At 67.6% G+C, this 19990-nt stretch carries 13 protein-coding genes; all 13 read right to left on the bottom strand.

The window, feature by feature from the left end; genetic code table 11:
* Positions 1-19 precede the first annotated feature (19 nt).
* The 13 genes from HNP73_RS13665 to soxB all read right to left on the bottom strand — a co-directional run bounded on the left by HNP73_RS13665 (position 20) and on the right by soxB (position 19928).
* A complete protein-coding gene (locus tag HNP73_RS13665; protein WP_184150340.1) occupies positions 20-1576 on the bottom strand; it encodes a formylglycine-generating enzyme family protein in 1557 nt (518 codons plus the stop codon).
* Positions 1569-2780, bottom strand: coding sequence for an ABC transporter permease family protein (locus HNP73_RS13660; RefSeq protein WP_221288502.1), 1212 nt, complete (start codon positions 2778-2780; stop codon positions 1569-1571). Before HNP73_RS13660 ends, HNP73_RS13665 begins: the two co-directional genes overlap by 8 nt.
* Positions 2777-3508: an ATP-binding cassette domain-containing protein gene (locus HNP73_RS13655; RefSeq protein ID WP_184150319.1), complete on the bottom strand. Its 732-nt coding sequence runs from the start codon at positions 3506-3508 to the stop codon at positions 2777-2779. The genes HNP73_RS13660 and HNP73_RS13655 overlap by 4 nt, the downstream gene beginning before the upstream one ends.
* The gene (locus HNP73_RS13650; RefSeq protein ID WP_184150316.1) at positions 3505-5466 is read right to left on the bottom strand and encodes a vWA domain-containing protein; all 1962 of its coding nucleotides are present in this window, start codon (positions 5464-5466) and stop codon (positions 3505-3507) included. Before HNP73_RS13650 ends, HNP73_RS13655 begins: the two co-directional genes overlap by 4 nt.
* Positions 5467-5478: 12 nt before the next feature.
* On the bottom strand, positions 5479-6669 hold the full coding sequence (locus HNP73_RS13645; RefSeq protein ID WP_184150313.1) for a hypothetical protein: 1191 nt from the start codon (positions 6667-6669) through the stop codon (positions 5479-5481).
* On the bottom strand, positions 6666-9296 hold the full coding sequence (locus tag HNP73_RS13640) for a virulence factor SrfC family protein (protein ID WP_184150310.1): 2631 nt from the start codon (positions 9294-9296) through the stop codon (positions 6666-6668). The genes HNP73_RS13645 and HNP73_RS13640 overlap by 4 nt, the downstream gene beginning before the upstream one ends.
* Positions 9293-12235 (bottom strand): virulence factor SrfB, encoded by a 2943-nt coding sequence (locus HNP73_RS13635; RefSeq protein WP_184150307.1) that lies wholly within the window; start codon positions 12233-12235, stop codon positions 9293-9295. The genes HNP73_RS13640 and HNP73_RS13635 overlap by 4 nt, the downstream gene beginning before the upstream one ends.
* Positions 12236-12246: 11 nt before the next feature.
* Positions 12247-13608 carry a hypothetical protein gene (locus HNP73_RS13630; protein ID WP_184150304.1) on the bottom strand — a complete coding sequence of 454 codons (1362 nt, stop codon included), beginning with the start codon at positions 13606-13608 and terminating at the stop codon, positions 12247-12249.
* Between the two features lie 10 nt (positions 13609-13618).
* On the bottom strand, positions 13619-14740 hold the full coding sequence (locus HNP73_RS13625) for a trypsin-like peptidase domain-containing protein (RefSeq protein ID WP_184150301.1): 1122 nt from the start codon (positions 14738-14740) through the stop codon (positions 13619-13621).
* Positions 14737-15762, bottom strand: coding sequence for a vWA domain-containing protein (locus HNP73_RS13620; protein WP_184150299.1), 1026 nt, complete (start codon positions 15760-15762; stop codon positions 14737-14739). The genes HNP73_RS13625 and HNP73_RS13620 overlap by 4 nt, the downstream gene beginning before the upstream one ends.
* Positions 15763-16160: 398 nt before the next feature.
* Positions 16161-16961, bottom strand: a complete 801-nt coding sequence (locus HNP73_RS13615; protein WP_184150298.1) for a c-type cytochrome — start codon at positions 16959-16961, stop codon at positions 16161-16163.
* A complete protein-coding gene (gene soxC, locus HNP73_RS13610) occupies positions 16945-18210 on the bottom strand; it encodes a sulfite dehydrogenase (protein WP_184150296.1) in 1266 nt (421 codons plus the stop codon). The genes HNP73_RS13615 and soxC overlap by 17 nt, the downstream gene beginning before the upstream one ends.
* 26 nt (positions 18211-18236) lie before the next feature.
* The gene (gene soxB, locus HNP73_RS13605; RefSeq protein WP_184150294.1) at positions 18237-19928 is read right to left on the bottom strand and encodes a thiosulfohydrolase SoxB; all 1692 of its coding nucleotides are present in this window, start codon (positions 19926-19928) and stop codon (positions 18237-18239) included.
* Positions 19929-19990 lie beyond the last annotated feature (62 nt).

Here is a 19990-nt window from a genome sequence, read left to right as displayed (position 1 = left end):
GTAAAATCGACAATAACCATCACCTACCGCGAAGATCCTGGTAATATGCATCGATTTCGTCGTAGAACTGCGCGGGGGATGTGTCGGGTGAACCCCGGTATCTCCGGGTGAAATCCACGAACATTTCAAGCATTCGGTCGGAAGAAGCGCGGGTTCTCGGCATCATGGATTGGTGCCTGGCGGCATTTTCCTTTCGGATGATGGCGGCTGCCTGATCGAGGGTCGGCTGATCGAAGTCGTCGGTGGCGTGGACGAGGGACGCAAGGAACGCGTCCTTGGTGATCTCCTGGCGCTCGTAGACGCGGCGCAGCATTTGCGGGTCGACGTCGTCGCCCGCTTTGCTGACCTTCTCTATGTTGGTAATGAGTTCCGCGCCAATGATGTAGTCGCGGATCATCAGCATGCCGGCGTTCACCACCGCGACGGCACTGCGCGACTCAATGGCGTTGCGGCGTTCCATCTCGTTCGAGAAGCGGGCGGCGGCGGCGGTGAGCGCCTCGCGAGTGGCCGGGTCGTCTTCGGTCTCGGCGAGGCGGTTGAGCGTGGTGATCGGGTCGTCCGACGGGGCGATCTGAATGCGCGTTTGGCCAATGTCCCGCCAGTCCTCGTTGATCCGGTCGATACGGTCCTGCCCGATAAGGATTGGCGCCCCGATGACAGGCCGGAGGCCGGTAAAGGGCTTGCCGGCCAGCTGGCCGGTTTCCGGATCGTAGAGAGGGAATTCGGCACGCTCGGCAGTCCGAACGCGGGCTTCCGTGGTCAGGCAACTGCCACCCCGGGCCGTGCCGCCGCCGAGCTGCCCATGCGGGCGCGAGCGAGTGCGCAGTCGGTAGAAGTCGGCCGTCATTTCCTGGACATTGCCAAGAATATCGTGAATGCCGAGGGGGTTGGGCCGAAGCAGCCCGATGGGTTGCAGAACTCCGTCGCAGGACTTGAAACCGGCGAACCAGACGTAATCTTCGAGCGCGCCCTCCATGGGGAAGAGGCGCTGGCGCTGGACCGCCTCGGGGACGGCGACGCCCCCCCGGGCGGCGAACTCCCATTCCTCCTCAGAGGGGAGGCGCACGAAAGCCTGCGGCCCGGCGGCCGCGGCGAGCTCTCCGGCGGCGTTGGCGTTGAGCCAGCCGGTGAGGCGGGCGGCGAAGGTCTGAGCGTCGAGCCAGGACATCGCTTCGGCGGGAAGCGCGCCATCCTCGGTCGGCGTGGGGCAGGACGGGTTCATGACCGCGGCGTACTGATCGCGGGTCACTTCGTACTTGCCGATCAGGTAGAATCGGCCGGCCGGGGTGCCGTCGAGCGAGAGCGAGCCGACGATGCTGTCGCGCAGGAGGGACTCGGAATGTTCCTGACCGGCGGTGTCGGAGTTGCCGAGCTGGAGGGACTCGTCGGCGAGCCAGTTGTCGGGAGCCGCGGTCTCGACGCGGCGGAAGGTGATAGCACCGTCGCACGGGAGTGGCAGGACGATGTCGTCGGGGCTGCCAGCTGGGTTCCAGAACTCGGCTGGCCAGTCGGCGGCGGCCGCGGGCAGCGCGAGGAAACCGAGGAGAGCGAGACAAGCGGCGGTACGTTCAGCCATCGTCGATGCCTTGTTGTGGGGTGATGCGGGTGACGGCGATCGCCGCCCAGACGGAAGCCGCGAGCGCGACGGCCATAGCGGCCGTGGCGCTGGCCGCGATGTCGCTCGGGCCGAGACGGGTGACCGGACCATCGAGGTCGAGCGAGGGACCGAGGGTCGCGTTGAGCAGGTGTGCGCCGGCGGCGTAGGTGAGAAGGGCGGTGCCCCATCCGAGGGTGGCGATGCCCGCGGCCTGGAGAACGGGGAGGAGCGCGGCAGGCGCGCGGCCGAGGCCGCCGAGGCGAAGCAGGCTGATGGCGCGGCGCTTGCGGCCGATATTGTTCCAGAGACTTGCGGCAAAGGCAGCGGCATAGCCCACGAGGCCCACGCCGGCGACGACGCGGAAGCTCGACGTCAGTGCGTGATCGAGATCGGCGAGTGCGCGCGCCTCTTCCAGCGAGGCGCCGACGGGAACGCCTTCCGCCGCGAGGCGATCGACGAGGCGAAAGGCGGCGGGAACACTGGCGGCGTAGAGGCGGATCGAGGGAAACGTCTCGCGCGGGGTGGTGTTGCCGCGCAGCGGATCGAGGTCGGCGCCCTGCACGTGGCCGTCGGTCCAGTCCTGGATCAGGAAGAGGTCGGCCTCGTTCAGGAGCGCCCCCACGCGGCCCCACGTGCCGGCAGGAATGACGCCGGCAACGGTGAAGTCGAGCGCACCGCCGTCGGGCTCACCCGACTTGGGCGGCATCAGGGCCGTGACACGGTCGCCCGGGGAGGCGCCGAGTCCGCCGGCGAGCGAAGCCGAGAGCCAGACCTCGCCGGGACCGGGAGCCGCGCTGTCGGCTGGCAGGTACGGGTCACCCAGCCCCGTCGCCAGCAGCGAGACGCGGGGGACGACAGGGGCGCCGGGCGCCGTGCCGGCGAAGTCGGAGACCACCGCGAGGACGACGGGATGGGGAGCGACGAAACGGACGTCGGGATCGCCTGACAGGGAGTCGATCAGGGCGCGCGGGTAGGCGGCGGTGCGGGCGATCGTGAGGCGAAGGCTCTCGGGGTTCTGAAGCAGCGCTGTGGTGCGATCTGTCAGGACGCCGTTCTTGATGCCGAGGAGGATCAGGAGCGGGACGAGCAGGGCGGCGAGCCCGATGATCTGGCAGAGCGAGGCCACCCGCTCGAAGCGCAGGTCCGCGAGAGCAAGGCGCAGGGTGAGCCCGAGGTGGGTCATGCGGGTCGGAAGATGGTTGCCCACTCGTCGCCGGTGCGGCTCGATTCCGCCCTGAGGACGGAGAAGCCGTATTCGGCGGCGAGGGCGAGCTGATGAGTGGCAAGGACGATGGCCGCGCCCTGCTCGGTGGCGAGGCGGCAAAGGCTCGACATGACGCGCGTCGCGTTCTCCGTGTCGAGAGCGGCGGTCGGCTCGTCCGCGAGGATGAGGCGCGGGCGGCGGGCGAGGGCGCAGGCCACGGCGACGCGCTGCCGCTGGCCCCCGGAAATGCGCGCCGGTCGGGCCGAGAGCAGTGTGCCGAGGCCGAGCGCATCGACGATGCCGGCGAGGTCGAGGCCGGTGCCGGCCCCCGCGAGCTCGGCCGCCGCGCGGATGTTTCCTGCAACGGTCAGGAACTCCATCAGGCCGTCGCGCTGGGGAATGTAGGCGATCGCACGGGCGCGGGCGTCGGTCAGCCGGCGCTCGTCCGCGGAGCGCCACGCGGCAGCGGCGTCGAGGCGGTTGCCCTCGCTCGCCCAGAAGTCGAACCGCTCGGCCCGGTCCGGGCTGGTGGCCAGCGCGAGCAGGCCGATCAGCGTCGACTTGCCGCTGCCGCTGGCGCCGACGAGGGCAAGGCGGTCGCCGGCGGCGAGGTGCAGCCGGGGCAGCGTCAGGGTAAAGCTGCGCTCGCTGTCGCGCCGCGTCTTGGCCAGACCGTCGATACGGGCGACGGGCGCGATCCCGGTCACGGCATCATTTCCAGCAGGACCGGGTAGACCTTTTCGCCATCGGCCGCGTCGGGGTTGATCGTCACCCAGGAGGAGGCGTCGGCATAGTAGAGCTCGTACATTGTCATCTTGGCTTTCACGGCCTCGATGACCTCGCGACGGCTGGCATCGCTCATCTGCATCCACGTCTCTTCCGAGATCGACGCGAGGTCGCTGCGGTATGGGAGGCCGGCGAAGTACCCGCCGAGGAGATCTCCGAGATTGTCGAACGCGTCGATCTGGGCCGGAGCCGTGCCAAGGCTCGGGTCGAGCGACCGGATCTGGCTCGGATCGCGCATCATGCGGGCGAGCGTGGTCTTGAGAGCGGAGAAGAAGGTGGCCGGGTCCGTGTCCGGCGCGGAGAACGCCTCCGTGATGGCCTGGAGCGTGACATAGAGGTCGTTCAGCTGGTCGCGGGTCAGCAGGACGCGCGGCGACATCGCCCGGCGGCTGGGGTCGTCGAGGGCGAAGTCGGCGGCCCAGGCCTGATAGGTGTCCGGGGCTTGGGCTTGCTGCTGGCGGCCGAGCCAGGCGAGACGCATCGCCTGTCCGACATCGGAGATCGAGCAGGCGATATCGTCGGGATTGGTTTCGCAAACGGTCGGCGGCGGCGGGCGGGAGTCAGCCGTCTGGCGGACCTGTTCGAGCAGGGACTGGGTCAGGTGGTCCACCTGAGCGCCGAACTGCTCGACGCTGCCGTCCTCGATGGGGAAGACGAGGGGCGCGCCGGCGCCGGGGCTGCGGCTGATGCTTCCGAGTTGGGCGAGAGCTTCGTCATGATAGGCCCGCCCGGCCCGGGTCTGCAGGAATAGCGAGAACGTGGCGATGCCGAGCTCGCCCTGCGCGCGGCTCGCGAAGAGGTCGGGCGTGGTGCCAGCGACCGAGCCCTGATCGTCGCCGATCAGCATTCCGGCGTCGCTGATGTAGATGATGTACCGGCCGTCGAAGTCGGACCAGCCGGGCATCTCGGCTGCGGCGGCGAGGCCGGCAAGGCCATCCTCGTCGAATTCGAGGCTGGAGACGGTGGTGGCCTGCACCTCGTTCAGTGCGGAAAGGAACGCGGCTTCGTCGAACTCGCTGGCGAGGGGATGAAACTCGTGCACCGTGTAGTCGAGGCCGGGAACCGCGCGCACGTCGCCGCGAAAGCCGACCATACCGAAACTGACGCGGGTGCGCTCGGCGTCGGAGGCAACGCCCTCCAGAATCCGGGTGATCGCCTCGCGCGTACGCTCGATGTAGGGGCCCATCGAGGTCGATGTGTCGACCACGAAGACGATGCCGACGCGGAACGGCTGGGCCTCCGTGGCCGGGGCGATCGGCAGAGCCTCCTGATTGATCGAGGCGACCTCCACGATCCGGCGTAAGCGGCGATTGACGCGCACGTCCCTGGCGTCGAGGATCGGCAGCAGATAGAATTGCTCGGTAATGGAGACCTGCTCGGCGGGCTCCACCGCGATCACGCCGCTCCCCTCGACGCTGCCATCACTGCGGACCGACTCGGCCAGCAGTTCGGCGCGAGTGCTCATCGTTTCGTTTCCAATGAACGTCTCGAGGGATGAACTGTCCTCGAAGAACAGGACCGGGATGCGGTCGACGGGACTGTTGAAGCCGAGGACGATCGTCTGTTTCCACAGGACGGTGGAGTCGGCGCGCATCCACCCGGTTTCGTTGCCGTCGCGGTTTGCGCCGATCTCGAGCCACTCGGTGCCGTCATGGGTTTCGCTCGCGAAGACATAGTAGGCGGTGAACACAGGCGGCTTCTTGATCGGGGCGCCGTCAGGCGCCTCGGCGAGAACGGCGCCGGGGCGTGTCAGGACACGTCGGTCCAGGATGCGCTCGGCCGGTTCCTCGGTGTCGAGCTTCATCGGCTCGCGGGCCAGGGTCGGCACGGCGAGGGCGAGGAGAATGGCAAGCGTGACGGCGGAGCAGTACCTGGACATCCGTTTTCTCCCTCAGCCGCCACAGGCCGCGAGCGCCTTCGGCATCGCGATGCGCAGGACGTCGACGGCGGTGGAGTCGCCCTGATCGGCCCGGCGCTTCAGTTCGTCAGCAAGCGTCAGGAGCGCGGGCTTCGCTTCTGGCAGGCCGGCCGCGCAGGCCGCCTGGTAGTTGGTGAGCGCGCGAATGTCGTTTTGCGTCTCGAAGAGGCAGGCGTTGAAGTCGACCGAATCTTGGGCCTCGGCGAAGGTGAGCAGGGTCGGGCCGTAGTCGGCTGCCCGCGCGGGTGCGAAGGCAGCGATGGCGCCGGCGCAGTCACCCGCGGCGAGGGCGTCGAGGCCGGCCTGATGCGCTTCGGCCGGCGTTGGCGGCGACGCCGGAGCCGGCGCCGGGGCGGGAGCAGGCTCGGGTGCCGGTACGGGCGCCGGGGTGGGCGCTGGTTCCGGCGCGGGCACGGGTTCGGGCGCCGGTTCTGGTTCGGGCGCGGGTTCCGGTTTGGTTGCTTCGGGGGCGGGGTCGACCGCCGGGGCAGGCTCGACAGCGGCCACTTCCTCGGTCGATTGCGCGTACCAGTAGTAACCGCCCGCGCCAGCAGCGAGCAACAGCAGGACCAGTGCGATCGGCAGGATGGGCCACGGGCGGGGCAGGGGCCGATCTTCCCGTGGAGGGTTCACCACGACCGGCGGCTCCTCTTCCGGCGGGTCTGTCTCCGCTCCCGGCTCTTCCCGCTGGATCGAGTCCTCTTCCGGTGGGTCCGTATCGACCTCTTTCGGTGGCCGGGTCTCTTCCTCCTTGGTGATCACGGTCGCCGACCCGTTCCTCGGCTCCTCCCGCGGCTCCTCCCTGGTGAGCGGAACAGGGACGAGTTCGATCGTGCGGGTGATGTCGCGCCAGACGACCTGGCCCGTCATTCCGACCTCGGGGAATGTCATGGCGAGGATGTCGTCGTCGCGCAGCGCGTTATCGACGACAGCAGGTCCGACGATCACGGTGAGGCCGGTTTCGGTCTCGGCGAAGGATTCGGCGCGGAACAGATGTTCGGCCTGCTGCCAGCCGTCGGGGCCGAGGAAGGCAAGTTTGGTGGTGCCGCGGCGGATCGAGATCGAGATCTGCGCTGGCAGGAACTCCGGCCGATCGATCCTGAGTTCGGCTCGTCCACCCGCGAGCGAGTCAACGTCGCGAAGTGCGATCGCGGTCGGCTTCATTGCGGAACCTCCCCCAGACGGGCGAGAATGCGCCCGAGTTTTTCGTTTGCTGCCACGTTGATGCCGCCCGCCTGGCCGGTGCTGGCATTGTCCCGGGCGAGGTCCAGCAGCGCGCGCATCCAGTCGAGGAAGTAGAGCTTGCGCAGGCGGTCGAGCGCTCGCGGGTTCTCGGGCAAGTCACAGGGCTCGCCGGGACCAGGCGGGACGAGCCGGACGAAGCGACCGGCATTCGAGGGCTCGGAGCGGCCGCCGGGGTAGCTGACGAGATCGTTGAGGGTGAGCGCGCCGAAGATCGAGACCCTGCGCGCGGCGGCGCTGAGCTGGAGCGAGTTCAGGGTGAAGGCGTCGAGCCGCTCCTCGAGCCGCCGGGCCGTGCCGAGGCGGTCGGCGCTGCCGACGATCTCGTTGACGAAGGCGCGCAGGACTTCCTCGTCGATGTCGAGGCGGATGCACCACGGGCTACCCGGCACGCGCTCCGAGAGGTTGCTCGCCCATCGGTCGAGCACGGTGGCGCCAAAGCCGGACGCCTCGTCCTCTTCCTCATTCTCGAAGGCGGCGAAGATGCTGCTGGTGCCGGCCTTGGCGGCGGACTGTCCGGCCCCGCGGCGGTCAGCGAGATAGGCCGCCTCGATCAATGGCTCATCGACCTGGAAGTCGGCAATGAAGGGGCCGATCTCCGTGCCATGCGCGTCGAGAGCCCGCACGAGCGTCTCCATCCGGCCGACGCGCTCGGCCACGCGTTTGCCGATGTCGCCGGACTCGTAGAAATCGATCAGAGATTTCTGGAGCGCGGTTCGCACTTCCTCTGCGCGGCTGGCGATCTGGTCGTACTTGAGGTCGGGGTTGCAGATCGGCGCGAGGCGCTCGGCGAGAAGCGTGCTGCCGCCATCGTTGAGAGCGAGAAGGGCGTCGAACTTCAGCTCCGGGTCTTCGACGTGGGCGCGCACGAGATCGTCGGCGAGGTAGCGCGGACGGAGGCTCGACGTGAGCCGCTCGGAGAACTCGTCGGCATAGCCGATTTCCTCGCCGACCTCCTTGCCGGGGGCGGCGGGGGCGTACGTGAAGAAGCCGGCGTTTTCCACACCCGGATTGCGCAGCATGAAGACGTTGCGGAACGGCTGGCCCGGGGTCCATTCCGTGATCCAGCCGCCGCCGAACGACTTGCGGAGATTGTTGTCAAAGCGCTTCTGCACCGGATCGTCGTTGCCGGTGGTCCGCCCGAGCATGATATCGCACTTGGTCATGCAGAAGAAGAGCGCGGGCGGCTTTCCACGGCGCTGCTCGGGGCTGGCGCCGTGGGTTCGCCGGATCCAGCCGAGCACGAGATCGCCGAGCTCGGCCACCTCCTGGTTGCCGTGGTCCTTGCAGAGCAGCATCGCGTTCAGGTCGAGATCGTCGGCGTAGTTGTCGAACAGCACGGCGACCTTGCCACGGCGGAAACACTGCGAGCGCGGGTGTTTGCCCTGCTCCTCGGGCTTGCGCAGCACCTCCCAGACCGACTTGCGACCGCGGGAGCGCGCGCCGGGGAAGTCAAGGAGATCGGTATGGGTGAGGAATTCCCACGGCGCTTCCTCGAGGGTCACGAAGAGCTCGGCGGTAAGGGCGCTCGCGACGGCGACCGGCAGAGTGATGAGCCCGCCACCGGGCACTTCGGAAAGGACGTTGAGCTGTGGTACGGCGCCGGTCGCGTCGAGATCCTGGAGCGCATCCACGTGCAGCACGCCACGTGCGCGGTCGGCGAGGGCGCTGAGCGAGGTGAAGACTTCGGACGGGTGCCCGAGCTGGTCGAGGGCGCGCTTGAGCGTAAGGTAGAGCTCGTTGAACTCCTCGATGTCGGCCCAGAGCAACGACAGGGCGCGGACGCGGCCGGACACATCGAGGAAGGGCAGAGTCTCTTCGAGAAACGTCCAGTATGCCTCGCCGATCTCGCCGGCCATCAGGTGGTCACGCACGTTGCGCTGAATGTATTCGCGAAGTTCGAACACCACTTCCAGCGCGAAGCCGGGCTGGGGCTTAGCGGCGCGCAGCGGACCGAGCGCGGCGGCGAGCGCGGTGATCGACTCGTCGGTCGGGACGCGGCTCTCGATGTCGGCCTCTTCGTCCGGGCCGACCTGGAGGCGATACTGGCCCTTGAGATCGAACTGGAAGCTGTTCGCAAGGATCTTGACGATGTCGACCTCGCGCAGCGTCCGGAGCACCACCGGATAGCCCGGTGGGGTCTTGCGGGAACGCAGCGAGAAGCGGGTGACGAGACCGGTGGTCTCGTCACCTCCGGCAGGGTTCACCTGTTCGAGAAAGTCCTGACGCACGGCCTCGTCGCCGCTGCCGAACACCACCTTCACGGCGCGGCCCGGCGGGGTGATGAGCTTGCCGATGAGGAATGACTTGCCCATCTGGCTCGCGCCGAAGACGCCGACCGACATCGGCCGCTCGGCGGCCACCGCGAGGCGGCGGGCGTCGACGGCATGACGGCGGAGCTGCTTCTGCAGAATCGTGATCTTGGCACTCGGGTCGCGGTTCTCCGCGAGCCAGTCGACAGCCTCGATCGCGGCCGTCGCCGCCTGGCGGCAGGCGTCGCCGAGGGCACGGTCCTTGTCCCGCAGGAAGGGTGTGGCCTCGGTCGTCATGCGCGCGCTCCCGCAGGATCGAGGTGCACCTGGAGGACTCCGGTGTCGAGCCAGTAGCCGGCCTCCGCCTGACTTTCGATCAGCATCGTCTGAAGCCGGCAGGTCACGGCACCGGTGAGGTCCTGCTTTTCTGAATCGCGAACCTCGGAGATCTTGAAATCTTCCATCATGTGCTGCTCCTCGCCCTCACGGAGTGCTTCCTGACGCTCGAAGGTGACGTGCAGCGGCAGATTCAGCTTGTCGACGAGGTCGGGGTTCTTGAACCCGACGTAGTAAAGTGGCGTGGAACGCCAGCGCGGGATCGGCAGCTGCCGGAAGCCGATGAAGGTCGGGCTGCCCAGCACGAGGGTGAAGGTGTTGATGCCCTTGCCGGTGTCGAGATCGACGTTCTCGAGGCGCACGTTCTCGGCGCGGATCTGCCCGGTGTCGGACATGGCGCCGATGTAGCGGGCGGTGGAGCGCATCTTCATGCCCTGGGTCCGCAGCGTGAGATTGCCGACCGCGCGGCTGAGCGTGTGGCAGAGCATCGCGCCGACGACGGCCGTGGTTTTCGGGTCGAAGATGCGGAAGTCGCTGGAGCGGAACGGATACCAGTTGCCGACGCGGTAGCTGCCCATTGGGATGATGCGGTTGGCGGAAACCGGCATGGCGGACCGGATGAGCCGTCGCACGATCGCATACTGCGAGGGCCGCCCTGAGATGAGCAGCACGTCGCAGTCGTGCGCCCGCACCAGATCGCAGAGATCGCGGATCATCGGTCCGATCAGGCCGTCGATCAGCCGCTCGATCAGGTCGGGGTCCATGGCGATGGGGGTTGCGAGGAGGTCGTAGTCAACTCCCCGGCGCAGGCGCAGCGTCGCCTGGAAGTGTTCGATGGCCGGGGTCGCCACCACCTCCACGCCGGACAGCAGCTCCCGGAGTGTTGCCGGGCCATCCGTCGCGGTGTCGCCGCGCTCGTAGCGCCGCAGCAAGCCTACCGCTGCCTGGGCGAAGACCTGGGCGACGAGTTGGCCGCGCATCGTGCGCTCGCTCTGGCTCATCGCCTCGCGATCGCCACCGAAGAGTTCCGACAGCAGATCGCGCGGAGCCTCGATCCCGGCCCCGGCCATGGCATCGCCGAGATCGCGCAGCAGGCAGTTCTCGACGAGCTCCTTCAGGATGTCGTCGCCGGCGAGCCGGAAGCCTTCGCGGAACACCTGCACCGGCTCGACCACGGTATCGGTGCCGGGCTTGATCTCGTGGCGCATGATCATGAGATCGGTGGTGCCGCCGCCGATGTCGATGCTGGCGACACGCAGCGCCGAGCGGCCGTCCTCGCTGCGGCGATTGCCTGCGGCGAGGTCCAGGAACTCCCTCGGCGTCCCATGAAACTTGTGCTGGATCTCGTTGAAAAGCCAGACGAGATGGGTGCAGGTTGCCTCGTCGAAGTCGAGACGTATCGCGGGTTTCGGAACGGGAGTCGCGCCGTTCCACCCCATGACGTCCCAGACGAGATCGACTGCCGCCGCGATGCGTTCGCGCATCATCCGCTGCTCGGCGAGGGGCGTGGCGGTCGGGAGCGTCAGGACGATCTGTTTCAGCGTCCGCGGCGAGGCGGAGTTCGGCCGGTTCTTGCGGACGTCCACCGAATTGATCTGCGTCGAGGCCTGGATCAGCAGTTCGCCCAGCATCAGCGTGTAGAGCGACGAGCGGGAGTACCGGCGCATCATGCCGGGCAGGGAGCCCTTCTTGCGCGACATGACGGTACCGTCCTCGGTCAGGCGCGCGATCATCGGCCCGCGGATTTCCTCCGGCTCGGCGAGATTGGAGCTGTTGTTGGTCCAGGGCTGGATGCGGGCCTCTCCGTCCCAGAGATAGCGTTTCGGGCTCGACAGGCCGCTCGCACCCTCCGTTCCGTCGGTCTTGGCCGCGAGCCAGGCAGCTTCCGGGCCGACCCGCACCGGGCTCGGCCACCAGAAGGCCTCCCGCTTGGTCCGGTTCGAGGCGCTGGCGTGGGTGATCGGGCCGAAATCCACGGACGCGAACTCGATCCGGCTCTCGAACGGCTCGGAATAGACATACTCGACCCGGCTGAGGTCGCGCAGTTCGAGCCGGTAGGTTTGCGAGACATCGGCGTAGGCGGTGGTCGACGCATCTTCGACCAGCACGCCGCACATGCGGCTGTTGCCGATGTCGAGAACAAGGCTGACGCCGACCGGATCGCGACGACTGAACTGCGAGAAGATATCGGTGAGCTCCACCGACGGGATCTGGCAAGTGCTGGCGATGGCATCGAGCAGGACCATGTAGGCCGCCCAGTGTTCGCCGGGCCTGGTGGGTTTTTTCTCCATCCGGCGCAGTCCGATCGCATACTGGTCACGCAGCCAGCCGGCGACCCATGGCCGAGCCATGAAGGCCGTGTTGCGGTCGTGTTCGGAGCAGAAGCCGAAGAAGACCCGATCCCTCGCGTCGCCGTCGTCCTCGGGTGCCGTGTACGGCTGGCCCGCCTGGCGCGGCGTGAGCAGCGTGTCGAAGGCGAGGACGACGCGGTGGGTGCGGCCGGCCTCGTCGGGGGTGTCGAGGGCGGCCACCTTGATCCGGGCCCACGTCGTCGGGCCGTCGTCGAAACTGCTTCCAGTGCGCCGGAAGAACGGGAATGGCAACCACAGCCGGTCGTAGCGGGCGAGGGCGTCGACCGCCTTCATGCCGAAGATCTGGTCATCGTCGGGCTCGATCGGCCGGGTCTGGCCGGGGACGGTGTAGAAAACCTCCTGGTCTGCGCCGACCTGCAACGGGAAGATGCAGACCATGCCTGGGGTTTCGTCGTCGGCGAAGGCGAACTTGCGCGAAAGGGAGTCGACGGCGGCGGCATCGAAGCCGAAATCCATGAACTGAACCCCCGAGTTCGGGATCAGGGATACCGTTTCGCCCGGCTTGAACTCGATGAGGGTCTTGAGCACGCGGGTTCTCTCTATTGGAGCGTGAAGGTGGTCATCCGCGCGACCTCGTCAGGACCAACCGCACCGCGGAGGGTCTGGACGTCCTCGCCCTGACGGATCTGCATCGCGAACGGGACGGAGGCATCGGGTGCCTCGCTGGCAGAGGCGAAGTGGCGGACATCGACCCGGTAGCTGCCGGGAAGCGCATCATCGCGGAGCAGGAAGGCGTTCTCGACGGGGCGCTGGCTGGGAGTGCTCATGTAGCGGACACAGACCGCACCCTCGCGCGCGTTGCAGCGGTTGGCGTCGACATCGACTTCGCCGCCGCAGGCCAGCGGCCTCCAGCTGGAGAGGGTCTGGTTGTCGGGGCAGGTGATCTGGAGGTCGAGGTCGGAGTGGCCGTTCCAGAGAAGCGTGATCGTGACGTCACCCACCTTGCCACCGGCGCGCTCGCGCGCGCTGTCGAGGTCGGTCCGCTCGGGAGCGGGTATCGGCGTCTGTGCAGGGTCGGGCCGCGAAGGGACGGGTGTCACCGTCGGCGCCAAGTCAGGCTGTGCGGGTGCCATGGCAGTCTCGATCCGGCATTGCGGGGCATGTGCGATCTGACTGCGGAGGGCGTCGAGATGGCGTTCGAGGTCGGCGCGCTGCCCGACGGCGGCGGCCTGCGCGAGCGCGGGTGCCTCGCAGATGCCGAACGCGCTGCCTGGCAGCACGACGCTGCAGGCGAGCAGCAGGCGCCAGTAGATCGCGGCGAGCAGTGCAAGGAAAAGCAGCCAGAGGAGCGGGGCCAAGATCCCGGCGATCCCGTGCTGCGAGGGAGGCAGGGACGCGACGCTAGCTGGAGGCGCCACGCTTGCGGGGGTGGGGGCGCTCGTCGGTGGCACGGCCCGGCGCGTGTTGTCGAGCGCGGTGACGATCTTGTCGCGGAGCATGCCGGTCTCGGCGGTGCGGTTCTCATCGCGCGTGCCCCACTGGACCAGGACCGGCTGCTTGTCGGCCACATAGAGGATGTCCGCGATGTCGACGGTCGAAGGCACCGTGAGAATGGCCTGCAGCAGCGCCGCCCAGCGCTGATCCTCCATCTTCGGACTGGCGGCCTTGGCGTCGGCGTCGGCCGCGATGTCGTCCATCAGACCGCGCAGGCGGTCGAGCGCGGCGATCCGGTCCTTCTCGGCAAGCGTGGAGACGGAAACCGGGTCGGCCTCGGTCGTGGCCATCCATGAGACGACGCCGCCGCCAGTGCGCGGTTCGGCAAAGAGGGCCGCGTGCGAGCTGCCGAGCGTGCCAAGAAGGTACGCGTGGACCTGGTCCCAGGAATCGTAGACGCGGTGCTGTCCCACGCTCAGGACGCGGAAGCCGTCGAGCTTCGTCTCACCGAGGAACCGGCGCATCATGACCAGGCTCCTACTTTCCGGCGGAGGCCGCGACGCGCTCCGGGGCGCAGGCGTCGGCCGACATCTGGGGTGCGAGGCCGTTTGCCTGGAGGAAGGCCACGATGTCCTCGCTCGACAGCGCATAGTCGCCGTGCACGAACTGCTCGTCGTTCGACTGGGTGATGAACGTGTTGATGCCGACGACACGACCACAGAGATCGACCAGTGGGCCGCCGCTGTTGCCGGGCGAGAGGCCCGCGGTATGGAGCACATGGGTGACGTCGCTGGCATCCTGGACCGTGGTGACGATACCGTTCGTCACGACTCCCGCCGGCGGGGGAGCTGGCGTGCCGCCGGTGATGGCCTGGGCGTAGGCGGCCACCTCGGCCTCGACGAAGAAGGTCGGGTAGCCGCTCGCATAGACCTGCTGAGTGCGTTGAGCGGGGGCGAAGCTCAGGGGCAGCGCCGTCTCGACGGCCGCGGGAACGCGGACGAGAGCGAAGTCGGTCCCCGAGCCTGCGGCGTCGCCGAAGCCGGTCCGGACGAGCACCTTTCCCGGAAGTGCCTCGCCGATCAGTTCGTTGGTCACGAGAACTTCGTCCGCCTCGCCGACCACATGGGAATTGGTCAGGATCGTGTCGTTCGTGACGAAGAGGCCGGTACCCGAACCGAGGCTGTCCCCTTCCGGGCGCAGGATCAGCACGCTGCTGCGCTTCAGCAGTTCGTCAATTGTGCCGTCGAAGCCAAGGGAATCCCCCTGCTGGTCGCTGCCCTTGGCGTCGGCCGGCGGCAGCGCATCGGGCGTCGGGCGCAGCGTGGCGGGCGGGGGTGGCAGAAGATCGAGGCGGGAGTCGGCTGCCGGTGGGCCGACGGCTTCCTGGACCGACGAGGGGTAGAACCCGCCGTCATAGACGCAGACGCCACCGTCGGTCGCGCCACGGAGCCTCGCGATTTCGGACTCCAGCGTGCGATTGCCCTCCTCGAGCGCGGCGAGCGCGACCGGCTCCTCCGGCACGGCGGCCATGGGGAAGCGGAGCACCCCGGGGATCAGCAGGGCAAGGAGACCGACGGCCGCGATGGCGCTGGCGATCGCAGGTGCCAGCCAGGGCCGCCCGGGCGGCGGCGGTGGCGGGGAGGGGGGGAGAGTGGTCATCGATTAGAATCCTTCCCCTCGGGGCCTTCGGATGCGGGCAGAGCAGCGCACTCTTCCGCCGACAGGAGCCCGCTCGCCTGACGCAGCCGTCGGGTGAGGTCCTCGATGTCGGTTATGCGGAAGAAGCTGCCGTCGGCACCGTCGGCGATGCAGGCGTTGGCGTTTGCCGCCTCCGCCATCGAAATCACGCTGACGCTGGCATAGGGCAGGTTGGCCTTGAGCGCCCTTGCGGCAGCGCAAGGGTCGCCGCTGCAATTGTCCTCCCCGTCCGACAGGATCACGACGTTCACTGGCTGGTCTGACGCTCGCCCGCCCTGTGTGAGGTTGGGCACGGCACCGATCGCTTCCGCGAGCGCCGTGTTTCCGCGGAGGCCCAGCCCGCGAACGGCGGATTCGTAGCCATCTCGGCTGGCGGATCCAAATCTGCCCTCCTGTTGCGGTGGGCGTCCGCATTCGGCGAAGCTGAGGAGATTGAGCTCCACGTCCGCCGGCACCGAACGGCCAAGGTCCACCAAGGCGCTGCGGGCGAGGTCGATGCGGTCGATGCCGGGTCCGTTGTCGAGCTGCGTCCTCGCGGCGTCATACTCCATCTGTCGCGCCATGTCGGCGAACATGCCGGCCAGCCCGCCCTGACCGGTACCGGGAGGTGTGTCGCGCATCTTGGCGAGAAGAGCGGGATCAGCGTCGAAGTCCCAACGCATGCTCATCGACACATCGACCAGTATCAGCACTTCCGCGGACCGCGGCGGCTGGCAGTCGGCCGTCTGTTCCGGTTCGGACGGTTCCGGAATGGAGGCCTCCTCTATCCGGCACTGCGGCGCGAGATTGGCGGTCGCAAGCAGATCGTTGCGGATCTCCAGGAGCTCCGCCTGGCGCTCGGCCGCGAGAGAAATCGGGCTGGGCGGCGCCGGCGTCTGGCAAGCGTCGATACCCCAAGGTCGCAGTCCGCAGGCAGGGAGCAGCAGCGCCCCGCCAGCGAAGACCAAACAGAAGAACAGAGCCCACAGCACAGTGCGAATCATGGCGACGCCATCCGCATCGTCTGAACGGGCGACAAGCGTCCGGTCACGGGAATCCCGTTACTTATGTTGAGTGAGGACAGGCAGGGAATCTGCTATCCTGTTCGTGATATTGGACTAAGGTTGCCTTGCAATGCAACGGAAGGCAAGGACCGCGAGTGCACGCATCATGTTCTCTCCAGGGTTTCGTAGGACAGCGGAGCAACGGTGGCCCGGGCAGGGCTCGAACCGTCCCGCCCCGGCCGCCGCCGGGAGGACGGACGCGGCAGGAGCGGGACCAGGCGCATCGTCAATCTCCCTGCGACCGGAAATAGGCGATGGCACCATCATTGTCTTCGCCGGATTTGAGGCCACCGTGTGTCAGCTACCCTCGGGGAGCCGCTTGGAGCGCCGCCAGAGCATCATTTTGCCGGGTCTGCCTGCTCGGCGCCCCCGTCGTCGCTGGAATCGCCCGGCGTCACGTCGATGACTGCGGCGCGCTTGGTGATCTCGACCGATGGCTTGCAGTTCTCCATGCAGACTTCTGCCGAAAACTGCGGGAGTTCGGCCGTCGCGCGGTCGTCCAGGAAGAAGCCTTCGGCATTCGGCATCACCACTTCGGTGAAGTTCGCCTTGGAGAGCACGAAATCGTCGTCCACCTGATCATTGAGATACAGAAGGTACGCCGTGATCCCGTAGACCTCGTCATTGGTGAGCGACTGGGCGTCGCCGAAGGGCATGGCGCGGTGGACGTAGTCCCAGACCGTCGAGAGGTAGGGCCAGAAGGAACCGATGGTCTTGACCGGGTCGGCGTGGGTCAGCGACCCGAAGCCGCCGGCCAGCTGCGGCCAGCGGTCGACAGCCTCGCCGAAGTCGCCGTGGCACACGGCGCATTTCTCGACGAACGTCTCTTCGCCACTTGCCACGTCGCCGGAGCCTTCGGGCAGGCCGACCCCGTCCGGACGGATGTCGGTATCCCATGCGGCGATCTCTTCGGGGAGAGCTGCGCGGCCCAGCCCGTACCCACCCTCGCGACCGACCACGGCGGCGCCGCTCGAAGCCGCGGCGGTGACAGCGGAGTCACCCTCAGGCGCGGCGACCGCCTCGGCCTCCGCGCGGGTGACCAGTCCGAAGCCGGCCACGCCGGAAGCGGCCACCACGAGGCCAGCCCCGCAGAGAACGGGGGAAAGGACCGGAAGAAGCAGCTTACGAAATCTCGACATTCTCAGCCCTCCCGGCTTCATCGACCGCCCAGGTCTGGATGCCATTGTTGTGATAGATCGAGTTCTCGCCACGTATCGCGCGCAGCATCTGCTTGGTCGGCTGCACGTATCCGGTCGAGTCGTGCGCGCGGCTCTGCAGCAGCATCGGCCGGCCGTCCCACTCGAAATCGTGGTAGAAACGGTGGATCGACTTGTCCAGGCTCGGGCCGGACATCCGCGCCTTCACCCACGTGATGCCGCCGTCGATGGTGACGTCGACGCGGGGGATCGTACCTCGGCCGGACCATGCGATGCCGGTCAGCACGACCGGACCGGGTCCGGTCTGGATGGGCGCCTGAGGTGAGGGGCTGGTGATGACCGACTTCGCGTCCATCTCGAAGGTGAACTTGCGCGCAAGCCCGCTCGGGAGAAGGTCGGTATACTTTGACGTCTCCTCCCGCTGGTACCAGGGCTGGTCGCCGACCTCGATCCGGCGCAGCCATTTGATCCACATGTTGCCTTCCCAACCGGGGACCACGAGGCGCAGCGGATAGCCCTGTTCCGGGCGAAGTGCCTCGCCATTCATCGCGAAGGCGACGAGCACGTCGTCCATCGCCTTCTCGATCGGGATCGAGCGGGTCATGCCGGATGCGTCAGCACCCTCCGCCAGGATCCAGGTCCCGGAGCTCCTGACGCCGGCCTCCTTGAGGAGGAGGCGCAGCGGCACGCCGGTGTACATGACGTTGTGGATCATGCCGTGGGTGTACTGACAGCCGTTGAGCTGGGCGCCCGCCCATTCCATGCCGGAGTTCGCGGCGCATTCCAGGAAGTAGACGCGGTTCTCACGCGGGAAGCGCATGAGATCCTGCATCGTCAGGACCAGCGGACGATCCGCCAGGCCATGGATCATCAGGCGGTGCGCGCTTGGGTCGATCTCGGCGAGGCCGCCGTGGTGGCGCTCGAAGCAGAGGCCATTCGGGGTGATGATGCCGTCGAGCTCATGCAGCGGCGTGAAGTTGATCGAGGAAATGGTGTCGGCCGTCAGCCATGGCACATTGCGCCGCACCACGTGGCTCTCGAACGGCGAGGGATGGCCGTAGGGTCGCGCATCCACTCCGTCGCCGAGGTAGCGCCTCCAGGGCTGCACCTCGGTGATTGCGGGGTCTGGCGACCCCTGCGCCATGGCCCTGCCGGCCGCCATCCCGCCTCCGGCGACGAGCGCGGCGGTCAGGAGCTGGCGACGGGAGGGGCGAGGCATGTCATCGCTCATCGCGAAGGTCTCCTTGAGCTCGCAGGTCAGCCAGCGACAACGACGCTGGTGTTGGGCGAGGGGCTGACCGTGCCCTTGTTTCGAATGTGTGCTTCGACGACGTCCCAGATCGGCGGGCCCTCGGTCCCTTCGTTGACGCTGGCCCAGCCGGCGACGACGTAGGAGCGGGTGGGATCGATCGCTTCACCTGTCGAGAGAAGCGTCATGTCGCTGAGCCGCGCACCGATCTTTGCGTGAATATCGATGCGGTAGCCCATGCCGCCGACGCGGACCATGTCCCCGCCCTGCTGGTAGTACGGATCCTGATTGAAGAGATTGTCGGCGACATCCTCGAGCACCGTCTTCAGGGTCTCGCCGGTCATTTCGGTGCGATAGGCCTGCGGATAGCTCATCGCGGTGGCGTTGAAGACGTGCTCGCGGGTGATATCCTCGCCCGGCATCACGCTGGAGCCCCAGCGGAAACCGGGAGAGAGCGCGATCTCGGCGTCGCGCTCGGTCAGAAGCGCATCGCAGATCAGATCGTCCCAGGTGCCATTGAAGTTCCCGCGCCGATAGAGGAGCCCGTCGGCCTTGCCGAGCACTTCGGACATCTCGGCCTTGAAGGGCGCACGCGTCTCCTCGACCAGTGCCGCCATCTCCGGATCGGGGGCGATCACATCCGAGAAGATCGGGATGAGGCGGTGGGTCAGCCCCTTCATGGCCCCGCCGTCAACGTCGATGTCGACGCGGCTCACGAACTTGCCGTGCGAGCCGGAGGCGATCAGGAAGGTCTGTCCGACCTGCACCGGCTCGGGGATGGCGTCATGGGTGTGGCCGGTCAGGATCACGTCGATGCCGGGGACGTCCGCGGCGATCTTGCGGTCCACGTCGAAGCCGTTGTGGGACAGGAGGATGACGACCTCGGCGCCCCCGGCGCGCACCTCGTCGACGACGCTTGCCAGACGGTCCTTGCGGATCCCGAAGCTGAGGTCGGGGAAGAGCCACTTCGGATTGGCGATCGGCAGGTACGGGAAGGCCTGCCCGATGACCGCGACCTTGGTGCCGGCGCGCTCGAAAAGCTCGAATGCCGGGTAGGCCGGTTCGTCCCAGGTCGTATCGTAGGCGTTCGCGGCCAGGAACGGGAAGCCGAGCTCGTTCTCGACGATCTCCGTCACCCGGTCGATGCCAAGCGTGAACTCGAAGTGCGAGGTCATCGCGTTGGTGCCGAGCGCGCGGAAGAGCTTCACCATGTCCGCGCCCTGGGTCTTCAGCGCCGGGAGCGAGCCCTGCCAGGTGTCGCCGCCGTCGAGGAGGAGCGCGTCGGGCCGCTCTGCGCGGATGGCCTTGACCACCGTGGCGATGCGATCGAGCCCGCCCATCCGGCCATAGGTGCGGCCGAGCGCGACGAAGTCCTCGTAGGTCAGCGCATAGTCGAGAGCGGACCCTTTTTCGATTCCGAACTCTGCGCGGAATGCTGCGCCCGTCAGATGCGGTGGCCTGCCAACAGCGTCGCCGACGCCAAGGTTGACCTCCGGCTCGCGGAACCAGAGCGGGACGGTCTGGGCGTGGATATCCGTGACGTGAATGACCGTGAGGGTACCGGGGCCGGAGGTCCCGATCAGGTCACTCTGGGTCAGGCGCTGCTGGGCGGCGAGACGCGACCAGCTTCCGAAGCTCGACGCGCCGTAGAGAGCGGATGTCGCCAGCCCGGCCTGAAGAAAATGGCGTCTCGATATCATTGCGAGGCAGCCCTCAAACTTAAGCATTCATATCTGTGAATGCGTAATTGCGGAACAGGGCT

The sequence above is a fragment of the Amaricoccus macauensis genome (genome assembly GCF_014201905.1).
In the GTDB taxonomy this organism is placed as follows: domain Bacteria; phylum Pseudomonadota; class Alphaproteobacteria; order Rhodobacterales; family Rhodobacteraceae; genus Amaricoccus; species Amaricoccus macauensis.
This window is presented reverse-complemented; position numbering and strand designations above follow the sequence as displayed.

Excerpts from the sequence above, each read along its gene's own strand:
- HNP73_RS13630 (WP_184150304.1), bottom strand. The coding sequence starts at position 13,608 with ATGATGCGCCGGTTCCTCGGTGAGACGAAGCTCGACGGCTTCCGCGTC.
- HNP73_RS13660 (WP_221288502.1), bottom strand. The coding sequence starts at position 2,780 with ATGACCCACCTCGGGCTCACCCTGCGCCTTGCTCTCGCGGACCTGCGC.
- HNP73_RS13640 (WP_184150310.1), bottom strand. The coding sequence starts at position 9,296 with ATGACGACCGAGGCCACACCCTTCCTGCGGGACAAGGACCGTGCCCTC.
- HNP73_RS13615 (WP_184150298.1), bottom strand. The coding sequence starts at position 16,961 with ATGTCGAGATTTCGTAAGCTGCTTCTTCCGGTCCTTTCCCCCGTTCTC.
- HNP73_RS13645 (WP_184150313.1), bottom strand. The coding sequence starts at position 6,669 with ATGAAGCCGACCGCGATCGCACTTCGCGACGTTGACTCGCTCGCGGGT.
- HNP73_RS13665 (WP_184150340.1), bottom strand. The coding sequence starts at position 1,576 with ATGGCTGAACGTACCGCCGCTTGTCTCGCTCTCCTCGGTTTCCTCGCG.
- soxB (WP_184150294.1), bottom strand. The coding sequence starts at position 19,928 with ATGATATCGAGACGCCATTTTCTTCAGGCCGGGCTGGCGACATCCGCT.
- soxC (WP_184150296.1), bottom strand. The coding sequence starts at position 18,210 with ATGAGCGATGACATGCCTCGCCCCTCCCGTCGCCAGCTCCTGACCGCC.
- HNP73_RS13620 (WP_184150299.1), bottom strand. The coding sequence starts at position 15,762 with ATGATTCGCACTGTGCTGTGGGCTCTGTTCTTCTGTTTGGTCTTCGCT.
- HNP73_RS13650 (WP_184150316.1), bottom strand. The coding sequence starts at position 5,466 with ATGTCCAGGTACTGCTCCGCCGTCACGCTTGCCATTCTCCTCGCCCTC.
- HNP73_RS13625 (WP_184150301.1), bottom strand. The coding sequence starts at position 14,740 with ATGACCACTCTCCCCCCCTCCCCGCCACCGCCGCCGCCCGGGCGGCCC.